The 15,849-nt window shown below is 40.9% G+C and carries 13 protein-coding genes; 4 read left to right on the forward strand and 9 right to left on the reverse strand.

What is annotated here, in order from left to right:
• Positions 1 to 12 precede the first annotated feature (12 nt).
• Both E2P86_RS05860 and E2P86_RS05865 read left to right on the forward strand, forming a co-directional pair.
• Entirely contained in the window at positions 13 to 1,026 is a 1,014-nt protein-coding gene (locus E2P86_RS05860) for a PorP/SprF family type IX secretion system membrane protein (RefSeq protein ID WP_085472516.1), read from the forward strand.
• Between the two features lie 13 nt (positions 1,027 to 1,039).
• Positions 1,040 to 2,998, forward strand: coding sequence for an OmpA family protein (locus E2P86_RS05865; protein ID WP_134431500.1), 1,959 nt, complete (start codon positions 1,040 to 1,042; stop codon positions 2,996 to 2,998).
• A gap of 10 nt (positions 2,999 to 3,008) precedes the next feature.
• Here the strand turns inward: E2P86_RS05865 and E2P86_RS05870 are convergent, their stop codons facing one another.
• From E2P86_RS05870 to E2P86_RS05885, 4 genes are all read right to left on the reverse strand, one after another.
• A complete protein-coding gene (locus tag E2P86_RS05870) occupies positions 3,009 to 5,015 on the reverse strand; it encodes an FUSC family protein (protein ID WP_085472518.1) in 2,007 nt (668 codons plus the stop codon).
• Positions 5,016 to 5,128: 113 nt separating this feature from the next.
• A complete protein-coding gene (locus tag E2P86_RS05875; protein ID WP_085472519.1) occupies positions 5,129 to 5,740 on the reverse strand; it encodes a hypothetical protein in 612 nt (203 codons plus the stop codon).
• The gene (locus E2P86_RS05880; RefSeq protein ID WP_134431503.1) at positions 5,730 to 6,239 is read right to left on the reverse strand and encodes an RNA polymerase sigma factor; all 510 of its coding nucleotides are present in this window, start codon (positions 6,237 to 6,239) and stop codon (positions 5,730 to 5,732) included. Before E2P86_RS05880 ends, E2P86_RS05875 begins: the two co-directional genes overlap by 11 nt.
• Positions 6,240 to 6,249: 10 nt before the next feature.
• Positions 6,250 to 7,113 carry a TraB/GumN family protein gene (locus tag E2P86_RS05885; RefSeq protein ID WP_134431506.1) on the reverse strand — a complete coding sequence of 288 codons (864 nt, stop codon included), beginning with the start codon at positions 7,111 to 7,113 and terminating at the stop codon, positions 6,250 to 6,252.
• 217 nt (positions 7,114 to 7,330) lie between these two features.
• Here E2P86_RS05885 and E2P86_RS05890 point away from each other — a divergent pair, with 217 nt between their 5' ends.
• Positions 7,331 to 8,212, forward strand: coding sequence for a tyrosine-type recombinase/integrase (locus E2P86_RS05890; RefSeq protein ID WP_085472522.1), 882 nt, complete (start codon positions 7,331 to 7,333; stop codon positions 8,210 to 8,212).
• Positions 8,213 to 8,225: 13 nt separating this feature from the next.
• A complete protein-coding gene (hpf, locus tag E2P86_RS05895) occupies positions 8,226 to 8,570 on the forward strand; it encodes a ribosome hibernation-promoting factor, HPF/YfiA family (protein WP_085472523.1) in 345 nt (114 codons plus the stop codon).
• 74 nt (positions 8,571 to 8,644) lie between these two features.
• Here the strand turns inward: hpf and E2P86_RS05900 are convergent, their stop codons facing one another.
• The 5 genes from E2P86_RS05900 to E2P86_RS05920 all read right to left on the reverse strand — a co-directional run bounded on the left by E2P86_RS05900 (position 8,645) and on the right by E2P86_RS05920 (position 15,765).
• A complete protein-coding gene (locus E2P86_RS05900; protein ID WP_134431508.1) occupies positions 8,645 to 9,910 on the reverse strand; it encodes a hypothetical protein in 1,266 nt (421 codons plus the stop codon).
• Positions 9,904 to 11,961, reverse strand: coding sequence for a hypothetical protein (locus E2P86_RS05905; protein ID WP_134431511.1), 2,058 nt, complete (start codon positions 11,959 to 11,961; stop codon positions 9,904 to 9,906). Before E2P86_RS05905 ends, E2P86_RS05900 begins: the two co-directional genes overlap by 7 nt.
• 10 nt (positions 11,962 to 11,971) lie before the next feature.
• A complete protein-coding gene (locus E2P86_RS05910; protein WP_085472526.1) occupies positions 11,972 to 12,655 on the reverse strand; it encodes a hypothetical protein in 684 nt (227 codons plus the stop codon).
• Between the two features lie 204 nt (positions 12,656 to 12,859).
• Positions 12,860 to 13,489, reverse strand: a complete 630-nt coding sequence (locus tag E2P86_RS05915) for a response regulator (RefSeq protein ID WP_134431514.1) — start codon at positions 13,487 to 13,489, stop codon at positions 12,860 to 12,862.
• On the reverse strand, positions 13,486 to 15,765 hold the full coding sequence (locus E2P86_RS05920) for an ATP-binding protein (RefSeq protein WP_134431517.1): 2,280 nt from the start codon (positions 15,763 to 15,765) through the stop codon (positions 13,486 to 13,488). Before E2P86_RS05920 ends, E2P86_RS05915 begins: the two co-directional genes overlap by 4 nt.
• Positions 15,766 to 15,849: the final 84 nt, after the last annotated feature.

Genomic DNA, 15,849 nt, shown 5'->3' on the forward strand with positions numbered 1-15,849 from the left:
AGTGATAATATTATGAAACACGGAAAATATCTAGTCTTGATCATAGCAGGATGCTTGGGCCTAACGAAAGTTAGTGCCCAGCAAAGCATCCAGTTTACACAATATATGTTTAATTCCATGAGTGTTAATCCGTCTTATGCCGGATACAAGGAGGAATGGTTTGCCCAAGTAGGACTTCGTAGTCAATGGACAGGTTGGGATGGTGCACCTAAAACAGGGACTATTTCTGTCGACGGGGTTTTGGATCCCTACACGAAACGACATGGAGTTGGAATAAATCTAACGGCCGACAAATTGGGCGCACAGTCTGCCACTTCTTTTTATGCGAATTATGCGCTTCGTTTACAATTGGACGATGAGGACACCAAACGCTTGAGTCTGGGTGTGGCTGGGGGATTTACACAATATGGATTAGATGGGAATAAGATTATAACAACAGAGGGAAATGATCCTGTTCTCCCAGAAGGTAAAATTTCTGATTTCGTACCCGACATCAGATTGGGTGCTTATTTCTATACACCTAAATGGTATGTAGGGGTGTCTGTACAGGATTTATTCAGTGGCTCTAATTCAGGGTCCGATTATCGGTTTAATCAAAATATAACCGAAAGTATATATCGTACTGTGCATGGTTACTTTATTGCGGGAGCATTATTTGAAGTTCAGGAGGGGTTTCACATCCGTCCAAGCCTTTTGCTGAAGGAAGACTTTAAAGGTCCAACATCGCTAGATCTCAATGCAATGTTGGTTTTCAACCGAAAATTTTGGATCGGAGCGGGGTATCGTACGCGGGCCAAAGTATTCAAACGTACATATGAAGAACAGTCTGCTAATAAGCTAAGCGCTATGAATGCGATTACCGGAATAGCACAGTTTTATGTGACAGATCGTTTGCGGATTGGGTACTCTTATGATGCAATGATCAACAAAATGAGTGGGAACCAAGGCGGTACCCATGAAGTTACAATTGGTGTGACCTTTGGAAGAGTTGGAACGAAACAGTATCTGAATCCGCGCTTCTTCTAAGCTTAATTGAAATATGATGAAACTGTCGAACAAACTTTTTTTTGCAATAGTGGGATGTATCTTCCTTCTTCTTGCAAATAACGTAGGCGCGCAAGAGCAAGCTTCGTTAGCGGATAAAGCCCATCAGTTCTATTTAGCCGGTGAATATGCTAAAGCAGCTGATATGTACAATAGGGTGCAACAGAGCAGAAAGCTATCCAATAAGGAGATGGCTGCCGTAGCTGATGCCTATTATCAGATTAATGCATATACAGATGCGGAAAAATGGTTAGAGAAATTAGTGGCCAGTGATCCCACAAAAGCAGATGTCGCATTAAAGCACGCTCGGTTGGTGAAGATTAATGGGAAGTATGAGGAGGCAAAAGCTAAATTTTTGGCTTTTCAGCAACGCTTTCCACAAGGTAAGGATGTAAGAGTGGAGATTGCAGGTTGTGACTCTGCATTACTATGGATGGCACAGGCAACGAAGCATACGATTAAGAACGAGCATGAGGTTAACACAAGTCGTGCTGAGTTCGCCGTTTTACCCTTGAGTAATGGTGCGTTGTATACGGCAGAACCAGCCATCCAGTCGACGAAAATTAGTGGTATGACAGGTCAGGCTTACCTGAAAGTGTTTTCAGCAGGAAGAGATCAAGACGGTATCTCGTTAAAATATCCGGTCCTTATGGAAGATGTATTCAATAGTGCCGATTACCATGTTGGGCCTGTGGCAACGAATGAAAAACAAGATGTACTTTTTGTTACCCGTACCTATATGGGGAAAGATGCTGAAAAAGTCAAGCGTGATAGCATGCGTTTCAAACGTTATAACCTTGAGTTGATCGTTTATCGTAAACAAGGAAGCAGCTGGGTAGGGGAACCCTTTCCGTATAATAATGTAGAAAAGTATTCCTTAGGGCATGCAGCACTCAACACCGATGGTAATGTGCTGTATTTTGCGTCTGACATGCCCGGTGGTAAAGGTGGGGTAGATATATGGTTTAGCGAAAAAAATAGTGATGGATCATGGGGGAAACCTCAAAATGCAGGTCCAGAAATAAATGGAAACGGAGATGAAATGTTTCCATCCGTATTTGCTGATACCCTTTATTTTTCGAGCGATAGTTATGCCAGCATGGGTGGATTGGATATTTTTAAGGCAGTCGGACAGAAGGCCGCTTTTAGTGGTAGACAAAGTCTGCGTTATCCGGTGAATTCTTCTGCAGATGATTTTGCTTTTGTCGTGAGTGCGGATGATGAAGAACGCCAATATGGGTATTTGGCTTCCAATAGATCAGGTGGCGCAGGAAGTGATGATATTTACTCGTTTGTGTACAATAAACCGAGAACCAAAGTAACGATTACCTTGGCGGGTAAGGTTTACGATAAGGCTACATCCGAATTGTTGAGGGAGTCGCGTGTTCATATGTTTGATAATAATGGAGGGTTGCTCTCCTCTTTTGCAGTAGCTGATTCACATTTTGATAAAGAATTAGAACCCAAGACAGCGTATAAATTCGTGGTCTCCAAAGAAGGGTATATGTCAGACTCATTGTTTGTGTCGGGCGTAACGGCGCGTCGGGATACGACGTTATTTGCTAATTTTAGACTCCAACCGGTAAATAAGAAAGGAATAAGCTTTGTGTTGGATAATATTTATTATGATTTTGACAAATATGATATCCGAAGTGATGCTGCTGTGGTGCTTGATCAACTGGTAAAAGTGATGAAGGATAATCCGACATTGCGTATCGAACTTTCTAGTCATACCGATAGTCGAGGTTCTGACAAGTACAATTTGGTATTATCACAACATAGGGCTCGGTCTGCTGTTGAATATATTGTGAGTCGTGGAATAGAGCGGGAGCGATTAGTCGCCAAAGGATACGGCGAAATGAAGCTGGTAAACAAGTGTGCGAACGGTGTTACTTGTTCAGAAGAGGAGCATCAAGCAAATAGACGTACAGAGGTAGAGGTTTTGGCGTATTAACTTTTATGGACTACAAGCCTCGTGCTAATTGGTTTAGGTCTGTTAATAGATTGTTAATGTTATTGGAACGCTCACTCAGTTGTAATTGTTTGGTAAAGTCTGTGCATTGATTGCCAATATTGACAGATAAGCCAATAGTTAATGAATTGATGCGATAGGCCAACGTATGAAACGCATTTGGCGCTGTCCAATCTTTTTTACGCTGTGCGGGTTCTGTTTGTAACTGGTGCATCATATCCGAAAAGGCCGCTAAGATGGTTTGTGTATTCTTACGTGCCAGGCGTACAGCATAGTTGTCAAATGTGTTTCCTTGAAGCTGCTGCTCCAGTGTCTTTAAGTAGGCAATACTGCTACGAACGACTTCATTAGCAAGATTTTGCATGCCTGATTTTTGTTGAACAGGAATAAAGTAACACCCGATTATAGCCAGAGAGGCCCCGGTAAATGTGAATAACAATCGACTTTCTAGGATACGTTCAATATTTCCTTCATGGATATTTAAGGCCAACATTACAGCAACAGTAATGAAGATAACACTAATCATGTAGTTCGGCCTATTAAACATAAAAAAGCCAAACAAACCAAGGGCAGCAATGCCCAGGAGAGTAGGAATATGATGAACCGTCTGAAGCAAAAGTATACCGATGGTCAGTCCCGTCAATGTACCTGTGATACGCTGGATATTTCGTTTTTTTGTATTTATGAAGCTCGGTCGAGCTACAATAGCTAAAGTTAGTAAGATCCAATATGCGTAATTGGTGTTGGACATCCAAAAGCCTAAGAAACAACCGGCACCAAAGAGTATAGCCAACCGAACGGCAAACGTAAAAATAGGCGAATTAAAGGTTAAATGATTCTTTATCGTGCGCCAATTACTATTAGTGGATGGGATGAAATGATGATACTCATTGTTCTTGATCGTTTTTCCGTGATCCGCATAATTGTGCTCGCTTTTCTGTAGAACACCTATTAGATGTATGATAGCTTTAATGTTCTGTATAATGGCATCTAAAATTGTGCGTACTTCGGCAGGATATTGATTGCGTATATTCCCTATTTCAAGCAACAGCTTGTCTACCGCGATATTTTGAGTGATTGGCGTGTTTCGTGATGTTTTGAATTGTTGCGCATGTCCAACCGCTTCCACCTCCCGACTGAGTATATGAATCAAGGATTGGATAGGTGTCAAGGCGCCTGTTGTCCCCAGCGTCTGACGGATCGCTTCGTAATCGTAATCCAATGCAGTAAGCAGTTCGTGCAAGTCAATAAGACCATAGATTCTGTTCAGCCAAGCACTGTTCATCTCCGGAGAGAGGAGTTTCTCTTCGCGTAGGAGTAGTCGTCGGATTCCTTCTTGGCTATCGCTTACCTGTATATGTACTTTGCCGAGTTTTCTATACGTTTGTTCAATTGGGATTTCGGGGTTGTAGCAGGCCGCTTTCGCTTGTAGCAAAACCGCAAGGTGATGGAAACCATCGGCCATAGCATAGCGTAGTGAACGGTAAGGCGTTATTCGGGCCTGTAGAATGCTTATGAGGTAATACCAGCACGCGCCAATTGTAATATGAATGGTTAGTTCTACGGGTGAAGTTGGTCGTAACCCTATAATAAAACTCATTAAAATAAGTGCTAATGAGCCCACAGCAGCAGGGCGGGGACCAAACACTGTTAACATGGTGTATGCAAAGGCAGACAGCATCAAACAGGCAATCAATAACACAGGCGTAGAAAAGGTGCTTGCCGTAAGGAAGGTCGCCACTGCAAAGACCGGAATACAATAGGTCGCTGATTTCCATTTATCGGCTCTATTTCCCGGTAAATCTGTCAGCGAAGCCATTAGTGTACCCACACCAATACCAATGGCGGTGTGTAGGTCTACCAAATAAAATAATAAAAGACAAGGGAGGAGAATCGTAGCGAGATTGCGTAATGCATCACCACTATGCTCTGCAGTGATAAAACGTGCGATACGACGTTTTGCGGTATTATATTTTGGCTTCTTATTGTCTATCGGCATATTTGCCTTGTATTTTCGACAAAAGTAGAAAATAATTTTAATTATTCCATGCAAAGAAAAAGCTGTTGTCGCTTTTGTGTTATTTGGGTGACGACAACAGCATTATTTTGGTGTTATGTGTCAAGATCGTCGATCATTTTTTCCAATTCCTTTGCATATTTTCCATAAATATATTTAGTCCAGAGGACAATGGCTGCGATGGTTCCGAATGTCACGATTAAAACGGCGATCACGACGGCATACTGTCCCCCATTAGCAAGTTGTTCAGCTATTGTCTTTCCTTTTTTTTGCAATAAATCTGTGCTATAGATACCAAACCAAACCAAAAGAAAGGGAAGTAACAAGAACCCAAAGGACTGATAGCGCTCCATAGCCAGCCGTAGTTCGTAATAAATGCGTAGCAAACTACCTTTGGTGTCGCTATGAAATAGATTTATCTGTTTATAGAACTGATAGAATCCATATAGATAGTATCCTGATACGACAACAAGGACACTATAAGCTACATAATAGGTGATATAATAAGAAGAAGAAATATCAGTCATCTGTGGTAGTCCAGCAAGGAGTATAATGGCAATAATTTGTGCCCAAAATTCATTACGCATACTTTTTTGGAGACGCTCCAAGGGGTGTTTACTGTTTTCTTGAGCTGGTATTTTAGTAGAAATATCCTGGTCTTTCGGTTGATCCGCATTCCAGTCTTTTTTTAGTTCATCAAAATTCATGTTTGTATTTTTTTATGATCTCTTGTAACTTTTCTTTTGTTCTATTTAGTTTTACACGTGCATTTCCTTCGCTGATACCCAGTTGTTCTCCGATCTCACGGTGCGATAGCCCTTCCATAAAATAAAGCATTAAAGCCTTCTCTATGGGACTGATTTCTTGTATGGCTTTGTAAAAAAGCTGTAACTGGGTGTCTTGGGTATCGTTGTAATCTTCTTGTGCGGGCTCGTTTACATTTTCGTTGTCTGTAAAGGTGTTGCTTCTTTTCTTCTCCTTTTTGAAGTAGGTCAATGATGTGTTGACCGCTACGCGATACATCCAGGAGGAGAAAGCGCTCTCCCCCTTAAAGTAAGCGTATGACTTCCAGAGCTGAATCATGATTTCCTGTTGTAGGTCTTCGCGATCCTCCGGGTTATCCGCATACATACGAGATACTTTGTGAAGAATTCCTTTATGTTGCTTTATTAGCGCTAGAAATGTTTGTTCGATACTACTATTCACGCGATTTATTTTAATTTACAGGCGTTACCTCGTAACCTTGTTTTCGTAATAATTCAAGCACGCCGGATTGTCCCATAAGATGGGCACCACCCATTGCGAAGACGGCCGAACCTTCTTTCATCATGTTTGGCATACTGCTGTACGCCCAATCTTTATTACGCTCATCCAACATCCAACGCTGCTGCTCGATACTCATAAAGCGTCGATCTTTACATAGTCGATCCAGCTCGGTCATATTTTCTGTTTTGAATGCTGTTAACATTTCTTTTGCGATTACAGCATAGGCATCGCCAGCTGCGAGTTGCTTAATACCTTCTTCTAGGCTATACGCTTTTCCGATATAGTCGAATTGTGCTTTTGCCGTTTCCAGTCCACCAAGCTTTTTCTTTTGTGCGGCCGCAAGCTTCAATAGTTCGACATCGTAGTATTTTATTTGCGAAGGATCACAGTCGATCGCTTTTTTGCCAATAAGTGCATAGACAGCTTGGGGAGAGTAGGTCTCTACGGCTTTGAGGTTGGTATTGTAGGAGGCCTGCAGGATGCTATCCAATTGCTGCGCTTGAGCAGGCGTAAGCTGTGCGCTCAGGCTTTTTTCACTTGCCATCATTTTTTGCATGTACGCCATCTCCGCAGGATCGGTATAGTTAATTTCTAATGTAAATTGATCAGTTTCTTGTATAGCTTTTTTTACTTTCTCTGGAATATTAAAATGTTCAGCACAAATCGTATGAAAAGTTGCTGTTACATAAGAAGGTTTTGTTAACCCATTACCCGAAATCTTCCATAAGGACGATTCTTTAGTTGACTGCGCAAAGCTTTGTAGAGAGAAGAAAATTGCTGTCCCTAAAATCGCTATTTTTTTTGTTAGTTTCATACTAGTATAGTTTAAATTTTTTAGTGTTTTTGTTTTCGTTCATACAGTAGGTAATAGGGAGGGAGGATTCGTTACAGATTATTTTTATTTTATTTGGGGTTCCGTAAAATAAGTCTGTAACCGGTACGTTTCTTAATTAAACAAAGCGAACAGAAATAATAAATATCATTTGTTCATATGAGCAATTTTGCTATCTTTATGAAAGCAGAAAAAAGGTATGGAGAAGAAAAGATTTTTGAATTTTTTGCAGTTTGAGAAGCGATTCTCAACACATACTTTGCTTGCCTATACGCACGACCTAGATATTTTTTATACATTTCTGACACAAGAGGAGATACCTTTTGAGGAAGTAGATTACCGGGTTGTACGACACTTTTTAGCGACTTTAAAAGAAGAGGGTCGCGCGGCGAGCAGTATCAACCGTACCATTTCTTCTTTGCGTTCGTTCTATAAATTTTTGCAGCGGGAGACTTTGATTACACAAAATCCGATGAGTTTAGTGAAGGCACTTAAGATGCCCAAAAAACTACCGGTTGTGGTGGAGCAAGAAAAGCTCGTACAGCTCTTAGATGAGAAGGAGCATGGTGCTGATTCGTTTGCTGAGTTGCGTGAATTTGTCGTGTTGGAGTTACTCTTTGGAACAGGTATTCGTTTGTCTGAATTATTGACGATACAAGAGAAGGATATTGATATTTATAATCAAAAGATTCTTATATTCGGGAAACGCAGTAAGCAACGTTATGTACCCATTCATGGGACATTGATGACAGGATTAAAAAAATATTTAAAATTGAAATATGATCAGGTATTTGCAAACAATTCGAGTTACCTGATCGTTACTAACGAAGGTAAGCAAGCCTACCCCGAACTGATTTACCGGATGGTAAAGCGGTGTTTGGGAGAGATTACCGCACAAAAGAAAAAAAGCCCACATGTGCTTAGACATACATTTGCGACCGCATTGTTAAACAATGGCGCCGATTTAAATGCTATTAAAGAGTTATTGGGCCATGCGGGACTGGCGGCAACGCAGGTCTATACGCATAATTCGGTTGAGAGATTGAAAACGATTTATAAACAAGCTCATCCAAAAGCTTAAAAAAGGAGGAAAAATGAACATTACAGTGCAATCTATCAAATTTGATGCTGATCAAAAATTGGTTGACTTCATTAAGAAAAAGGCAGCTAAGCTCGGACTATTCTTAGATAATATCATTGAAGGGTTCTGTTACTTGCGCTTGGAAAATGTGGATGATGAAGCAAACAAGGTTGTGGAGTTGAAGTTAAATATTCCAGGAAGTCAATTGTTTGCAAAAGCGCAAGCCAAGACTTTTGAAGAGGCTACAGACGTAGCGGTGGAATCCATCCGTAGGCAGATTAATAAATACAAAACAAAGGTAAAGACGAATTCGAGTAACCATAAAGAATTGTTGAACAGTGAAGAAGATGAATTCTAGTTTATTGTAACAACATCTTATGGAATACAGAAGGCCTCAGCAAATATAAATGCTGAGGCCTTTGTTTTTTTATACTAATCGGCGATGCTTGCATGCCCATTTATAGTCAGTGTTCGCCCTTCTTTTATGCGGCTATCGATATGTACCTTTAAGCCGGATGCTTTCCAGGTTTCGAATAATCCCATAGACCAACTGTTTGGCCAGCGTCCAAAGTCGACCGCTAAAAAGATCGGACTCTCCGTTGAAATAAATTGCTGTTGCTCGCTGTCCCGCGAAGTCGAGTTGATTTCATAATTATCTACCTCCGTTCTATAGAAATTGTAAAAGAATTTTGAGGGTAATTGGACCTTGTTTTTTATTGTACCACGCCAAGTATAGCTAACTTTCGGAACGGTTAATGTACGAATTTCGGATGTTTCGATACTGTTAAAGTTATCGTCATAACCATAGCTGATAATGGTGTCCTGCTGTGTTGTGGACTGCGGAGAAACCTGAATATCGATGTAATCAGCCTTCATCGAAGCTGTTTCATTTCCCAAGACGAGCGCACTAATACGTGCCAATAAAGGAGTTTCTTCGAAAGGAAGGGTACTCCAAAAGGTGAGTACATCCGTCGTTGGTTGGAGCTGGCGTATCATTTTCTTTGTTGGCTGTTGCTGAGATAAAAGCCAGTTGCCGGTGATAGTTGCTTTATTTTCTCTAATATCAATACCAATAGCCAATGTTTGGTCCAAGCGGTTTAGTGTGACATGCTTATCGAATGTAAAGCCTATTTCCGTGGCTTTTGATACCGCTGTTTGCCACGATTGGGGCTTGTCCAGTAGTGCTGCTAGGCTTTGCTTTAGCTCCGGCTCCGCCGTTGATACACCAAGGGCCAGAAATTCTTTGTTAAAAAGTATATGGCAATATTTATGGAGCTTGACTGCCATCAGCCCCTTTTCTTTATCGATGAGCTCAATCTGTTTCGGATAGTGGTTTACAAAAAATGAAAGACATGTTTCATAATTCGATACAGACAGGATGGCAAATAGGTTGTCCTGCTCTTGCGGTAGCGAGAAGAAAAATAGACGTGATGGTATTTTGAGACCACTATTCCAGAAGAAATCTTTCAGCCAGTTTCTTTTGCTGGTGGTATCGGATACCTGTGATTTCTTTTTTTTGAGAAGAGAAGAAACATTATCGAGGAGAAGATCGTCGACAGCAACAGACAATATCGTGGTACTTTGTGTACTTACAAATTGTTTGTTTGCCTGATATTTACGTACCAGGTAAAAGCCCCAGCCGATGGTAAAAAGCACGGCTAGGGTGATACTTGTGTATATAAAGATCTTTTTTACCATAATGAAGTAGTCATACTCTCATCTACATTATCAATAAGTTGGTCTAAAAGATACTGAAGGGCATTCTCACCTTGACGGGGGAAAGTAATAGCTACTTCGCCCGTTAGTTTATTGCCCTTTAAGCCATGTGCACGAACGGCAATATCACCGTAGTTAGATAGCTGATCAACAGTTTTTTTCCAACTGTTGATGACAGGAACCCCAAGCTTGTTTAATGTTTCTGGAATAGCCGCGGTATGAACAACAGCGTTTAAGATATTGTTCTGTATATCTTTTTTAATCTGTCCATTTGCAACACTTCTGAATCTATTTTCTTTGATGCTAAGGATCTGTTCGCGGTCGTTACTGATGAATACGATATTGTCCTTAAACGTGATATAGATTGTCGTACTTTTATTTTCGAGAATGGTATAGATACCATCTTCTTCTTGTATTTTGACCGTCTTTTCGCCGTACGTCAAGAGTTTCTTATATAAGCGTTGGTCTTCAGAAGTGAACATCCATAGGAAACTCGGAATAAATTCCTCTTTAGTTTTAATAACCTCAGTGTAATTATAGTCCTCATCATATTCGTAATCCGTATATTCGGTATTTACTTTTTGAAGGTCGTTAACAAACAGAAGGTGATCGCCACGCATTACTTTACCAATTGCTTTTTCATCTACAGCGATTTCAAGCGCCATTCCTGCAATCGAGACCAGGTCGGCAGGTTCGGAAAGGAGTGGTCCGTACCAGCGGTCAAATAAAGCAGGCATTTGCTGTAAATAACCTTCTGTGTTGATATTTAAAGAGAAGTATCCTAAATGGTTTTGTGGAATATATTTAGAGAACCGTGGATTTGCTTTCGTCTTATATATTTTTTTGAAGACCTGTTCCATCTCCTTATCTAAGCCGATAGCACCTTTTAGTTTCAATGTATGTTGGTCTTGGACTAAGTCAAACATAGCTTCCTTGTACCCATAGTTTAGATTTTGCATTTTGATGCCATACGCTAGTGTTAGTGCATCATAAGGCAATGCATTTTTATATACATCATCCAGGTCATTAACCCAAAGACGTACGAGTGTGTTTTTTGGATCAAATGCTAAAATATCTTTATTAGATGATAGATTTTTTTGAGGCGTGAGATACGTGTTGAAGTCGTGCGCTAACCATGTTGTAAAAAGGTTATTTCGGATCGAATCATTTTTTGCATTCCTTGCCATCTCTATTTGGTACATCGAGTCGGTGTAGGCATCGTTGTCATATTCATCATCGCCATAGTTATACGTGTATCCTTCAATGCTGTCGCCTTCCAGTGTAAAATCATGGGCTTCCCATAGGGTTTCTACGGAATCGGCTAGGGTAGCCTCTTCGTAAACAATAGCAGCAACCGAATCTACTGCGGCTGCAGCTTCTTCGATGGCTTCAAGTTCATCTTCTTCCCACTCTTCGGCTTCGCTCGTGTCTACCTCTATGTCATCCTCCGAAAAATCGATCGCCTCCACGGCAGCCTCGGCATATGCCGCATCAACTGCTGCGTCATATTGTGGGATTTCAATACCATAACGGTTGGCTACTTCTTCTTGTTCGAAATAACGATTATTGATCGAGCCAGTGAACAAAAACAAAACATTATTGTTCCATGCTGCTTGCATCTTCCCATCCGGAGAAACTCGACGTTGATAACCGTTCTCGGTCGGCAGGGAGCTAAAGTCAGTAAATAGTCGCTGCTCGACTTTATTGTCCTGCTTCAACGGAATTAGTATACCGATATAATATAAGCTATCGTTGTTTACCCGATAGATGTATCCATTTCGATCATAAGACATATCCAGATCCATAATGTCTTTAGTTCGTTCTTGCTGATGCTGATCCAATGCATCAAAAGCACCGAGACGAGAGAGAACGGCATTTATTTTCTCAAAGGAGCTATGCTTAACGATGGCTTTATTGTTGATGACCGTTACAAATTCAGCATTTTCGGGAACCTGCTTAATAAGATCTTGTGCATGCGTAGCATGAACACCGAATACAGTAAGCAGTGCACAGAAGTATTTTTTTGGATGCATTATGTTAGAATTAATTTTGAAGTACAATATTATTTGCTACAGAGGCCTTACCACTAATTAGGTCTGTTGCTTTTATTTTTAAGAGAACGGCTTTTTTAGTGGCGGATAGTTTTGCCGTTGGATTATTTTGTGATTTTACACTTTTATCAAAACGTACTATTTGTGTGTAAAAAGCATCATCGAAAAGTTTACGATCATTTTGGGAGAGTTTAGAAAATTCCTTACTCATCGAGGACGCATATGTATATTGGCGTCCAAAGGTTAATGATTTGTTGTTATAGCTATAGCTGTGGTTGTTCCCAAGAGGGCTTTTGAAGTGTTGCGCCAGCGTTTTGGTAAAACTATTTAAAGCCGTAACAGAAGTAAAGTCACAGGAGATGGTTGCGATAAAATTTGTAAAATCCAACGTATGGTTTACCCGACTTATGCCGGGAGTGGATTGAAGAATTTTTATGATCGTAGCCGTTTCTGACTTGATGGTAGCTTGGCTCGGGATAGTTAAACCATTAACACTTTTCATCTTCATGAGTGAGGCTACTTTTGTTTTGCTTTTACTCAAATTAAGTGTAGCCTTGATCGAGCCCGATCCGTCTGCCTTCATATCGATTTCTTCGACCAAATCGAAGCAACTGGTGAAGAGCATACAGGTGATCGATAGCAGTAAGATCTTTATTTTTAGACGTATTTTTTTCATAGTGTATCGTTGTCCAGCTGGGGACCGTAAATAACAAAGATGTTGATATAAAACAGGAATACAAAATGAGATCCAAGAGCTGTAGCCGTTCTTCCACACGACTTTTTTTGTGTTGACTATTTTGATCTAGTATATGTATTCTATAAGCACAAAAATACAGAGATAGTCGTATGCGTGAAATCCCTGAAAGCAGTGGTTTTATAATTACTGACGAATTAAACCATACTCCAGGGCTAGCTTGATGACGGAGCTCAAATTTTTGGTGCTGAATTTTTCAATTAGATTTTTTCGATGGCTTTCTACCGTGTGCGGACTGATAAACAGGCGCTCTGCAATTTGTATCGTTGTAAACCCTTGTGCTGCTTCCTGTAAAATTTCTTTCTCGCGACGCGTCAGTTTGGGTACCCGTAATAATGTGTCTTGTTGTTTAGATTCTAGTATAAATTTCGTTTGCGAACAAACATATGTATCTCCCACGAGGATGGTTTTAATGCCGGTTACAATATCATCAACAGATGAGTTTTTCTGGACATAACCGTTTGCTCCTTGGTCGAGCATGCTCTTGATTACGGCATATTCATTATGTACACTGATGATCAGTATCCGTAAATCCGGGTACTTTCGTTTCATATCGGCGACCAGGTCTAGGCTGTTGGCATCGGGTAAATTAATATCCAATAATAATACCTGTGGCGGTGTTTCAGACAGAAAAGCCAATGTACTTTTAGCATCCGGAAAACATCCAATGACGTGAAAGTCTTCTTCTTTAGATAGTATATTCTTTAATCCTTCCAAGAGGAGCGGATGGTCGTCGGTAATAGCAATGTTGATCATGCGGTAGTGTTTTGGATAGGGAAATCAAATTCTATTGTTGTGCCCAAGTTTAACTCAGACTGTATATTAAGCTGTCCTTTTAAGAATTGAACGCGCGATTGTATGTTGTGTAATCCGGCAGATTTTTTCTGTTCAATAGCGTTCATATCAAACCCTTTTCCGTTATCTTCGATGGTTACGTATATGCGGTCATTTTCTTCAACAAGTTGGATTAACAGCTGGTTGGCTTCAGCATGCTTGATTGCATTATTGACCAATTCCTGAATAATCCGATAAACCAATAGTTGGTTTTCAGTAGACAGGCGTTGTGTATAATGAAGAAAATGAACATCGATTTCTAGCTTTTCATTCTCCATGCGCTTAGCATAATCTTGAAGAACTTCTTGTAAGCCATATTTAATCAACAAGTCGGGCATCAGGTTGTGCGCCACGCGTCGTAACTCATTAACAGCGCTATCCAGCTGTGATAGGGAGTCTTGCATGTGCAGCTTTTCGACGTCATTCATTTTTTCAATGCGGTGCGAAAGATTCAGCTTGGTGCTCGAAAGAATGCCGCCCAGGCCATCATGTAAGTCGCGGGCTAAACGACCTCGTTCCAGCTCCTGCCCGTCAAGCATGGCGGTAAGATTTGAGATTTGACTATTTTGACGTTCTTGCTCTAACGCTAGGGCATGGAGTTTCTGCTGTTGTTGCATCCCTTTAGCGCGTTGGAGATAGGCATATAAGAGGAGAATAAGGAGCAATAAAAAGGCAGCAGCCAGTAAGCCATAGTATCGGTTTAATTTTTCTTTATAGCTAATCGTGTTTTGAAAGTTCAACACTTCTTGTTCTCTTTTTTGTGCTTCCAATCTAGAAAGCTTCAGTTGTTGTTCTTTTTTTTGTCCCTCAAGGTGTGCTAATTCTAGTTCCTTGCGTTGGTTTTCTTCATTGAGTCGCATATTTTGCAACAGTTGCTGCTGTTGGACTGTACGGATATGCATGAGACTGAGCTGCTGTTCCTTTTGCTGGGATTCAAGGGCCAGCCGCAATAACTGTTGCTGCTGACGTTCTTTCTCAAACTGCGCTTCCAGGCGACGGCCCTGCTCGAGTTTCTCGGTGTCATAGACACGCGTGAAAACTTCATTATAGGATTTGTAATAACGTAAGGCTTCAGATAGGTTTTTCTCCTCTTCGTATATTTTTGAAAGATGCTGATAGATGCTCATGACCACGGTTTGATCCAATAGGGGGTCTTGGTTGACCGCCGTAAGGGATGCAAGTAGATAGTCTTTGGCGCGTTCAGCGTTACCTTTCTTGATGCTTATATCGGCTAGAATACCATATGCAGATGCAACCTGTGAAAACTGTTCGCTTTGTTGTGCTTGTGCCAACGCCATTTCGGCATAGGCGATAGCTTTTTCACGGTAGGTATCCGGAAAATAATGCAAATATAGATTGGCTAAATTAATGGCAGCGAAGGATAGGTTGGAAGAGACGACCATATTTTGTTTGTTTTTTTGGTAGGTCTCAATCGCTTTTAGGTAATATCGTTCGGACGTATGGAGCTTGTCGTCTTGTAAGGACTCAATGTATTGTTGCTCGCAGAGATAGCCCATCATCATGTATGCTTCAAAGATCGCTGCCGGATCTTGTTGTTTGATGGCGATGTCTAAGGCTTGCTTACCATACTTTTCTTGCAATTCGTATTCTTTCCAGTTGGCGTAGATCGAGGTCAGCTCACTCAAGGTGGATGCTTTTCTGATCAAGAGGCTTTCCGAAGGTTGCGCATTATCAAATTGTTGAAGGGCATTTAAAAATTGACGGACGGCTTCTGCCTCTTGGTTATTACGGGCGTGGAGCCATCCTCGACAGTAACTTACATAACCTTTTGTTTCTTTATGTGTTGTCTTTTCAGCATATACATGAGCGAGATCAATATACTGTTTACTTTCTTTTTCATGATCCAGAATGCGGTTGTTCATGGCTAAGATTGCGCAGAGGTGTGCCGCATATTTACTATCGGGAAACCGTTGTGCTTGTTTCAGATTTTCTTCCAAGAGTTGCATCGCTTTCTCGGGTTGTTGATTGAAGAACAAGGCTTGGGCATACTTGCCGGCTTTATAAAACTTTGAAGGATCGTTGAGCTTACTGCTTTGATATTGATAGGCAAGCTTATCGAGAAGTTGTTGCCCTTGTGTGAGACAAGGCACGAAGAGTAACAATAAAAATATCCACTTTCCACGTACGGATTGGAGAATGTAACGGGTAAGGGATATTGTCGCTCGTTGGTTGGCCATTGTTATTTATTGCACTTTTCTGTGCAAAGCTACTGGTTTACTGTCTATTTACGAAAACAGCACGGAAAGCTAATGCCGCCGTGC

Origin of the sequence: Sphingobacterium psychroaquaticum, from assembly GCF_004421025.1 — a bacterium.
In the GTDB taxonomy this organism is placed as follows: Bacteria; Bacteroidota; Bacteroidia; order Sphingobacteriales; family Sphingobacteriaceae; genus Sphingobacterium; species Sphingobacterium psychroaquaticum.

What these genes read in the sequence shown, in the direction of transcription:
- E2P86_RS05860 (WP_085472516.1), top strand. Translation starts at nt 13, where the DNA reads ATGAAACACGGAAAATATCTAGTCTTGATCATAGCAGGATGCTTGGGC.
- E2P86_RS05865 (WP_134431500.1), top strand. Translation starts at nt 1,040, where the DNA reads ATGATGAAACTGTCGAACAAACTTTTTTTTGCAATAGTGGGATGTATC.
- E2P86_RS05870 (WP_085472518.1), bottom strand. Translation starts at nt 5,015, where the DNA reads ATGCCGATAGACAATAAGAAGCCAAAATATAATACCGCAAAACGTCGT.
- E2P86_RS05875 (WP_085472519.1), bottom strand. Translation starts at nt 5,740, where the DNA reads ATGAATTTTGATGAACTAAAAAAAGACTGGAATGCGGATCAACCGAAA.
- E2P86_RS05885 (WP_134431506.1), bottom strand. Translation starts at nt 7,113, where the DNA reads ATGAAACTAACAAAAAAAATAGCGATTTTAGGGACAGCAATTTTCTTC.
- E2P86_RS05890 (WP_085472522.1), top strand. Translation starts at nt 7,331, where the DNA reads ATGGAGAAGAAAAGATTTTTGAATTTTTTGCAGTTTGAGAAGCGATTC.
- hpf (WP_085472523.1), top strand. Translation starts at nt 8,226, where the DNA reads ATGAACATTACAGTGCAATCTATCAAATTTGATGCTGATCAAAAATTG.
- E2P86_RS05900 (WP_134431508.1), bottom strand. Translation starts at nt 9,910, where the DNA reads ATGGTAAAAAAGATCTTTATATACACAAGTATCACCCTAGCCGTGCTT.
- E2P86_RS05905 (WP_134431511.1), bottom strand. Translation starts at nt 11,961, where the DNA reads ATGCATCCAAAAAAATACTTCTGTGCACTGCTTACTGTATTCGGTGTT.
- E2P86_RS05910 (WP_085472526.1), bottom strand. Translation starts at nt 12,655, where the DNA reads ATGAAAAAAATACGTCTAAAAATAAAGATCTTACTGCTATCGATCACC.
- E2P86_RS05915 (WP_134431514.1), bottom strand. Translation starts at nt 13,489, where the DNA reads ATGATCAACATTGCTATTACCGACGACCATCCGCTCCTCTTGGAAGGA.
- E2P86_RS05920 (WP_134431517.1), bottom strand. Translation starts at nt 15,765, where the DNA reads ATGGCCAACCAACGAGCGACAATATCCCTTACCCGTTACATTCTCCAA.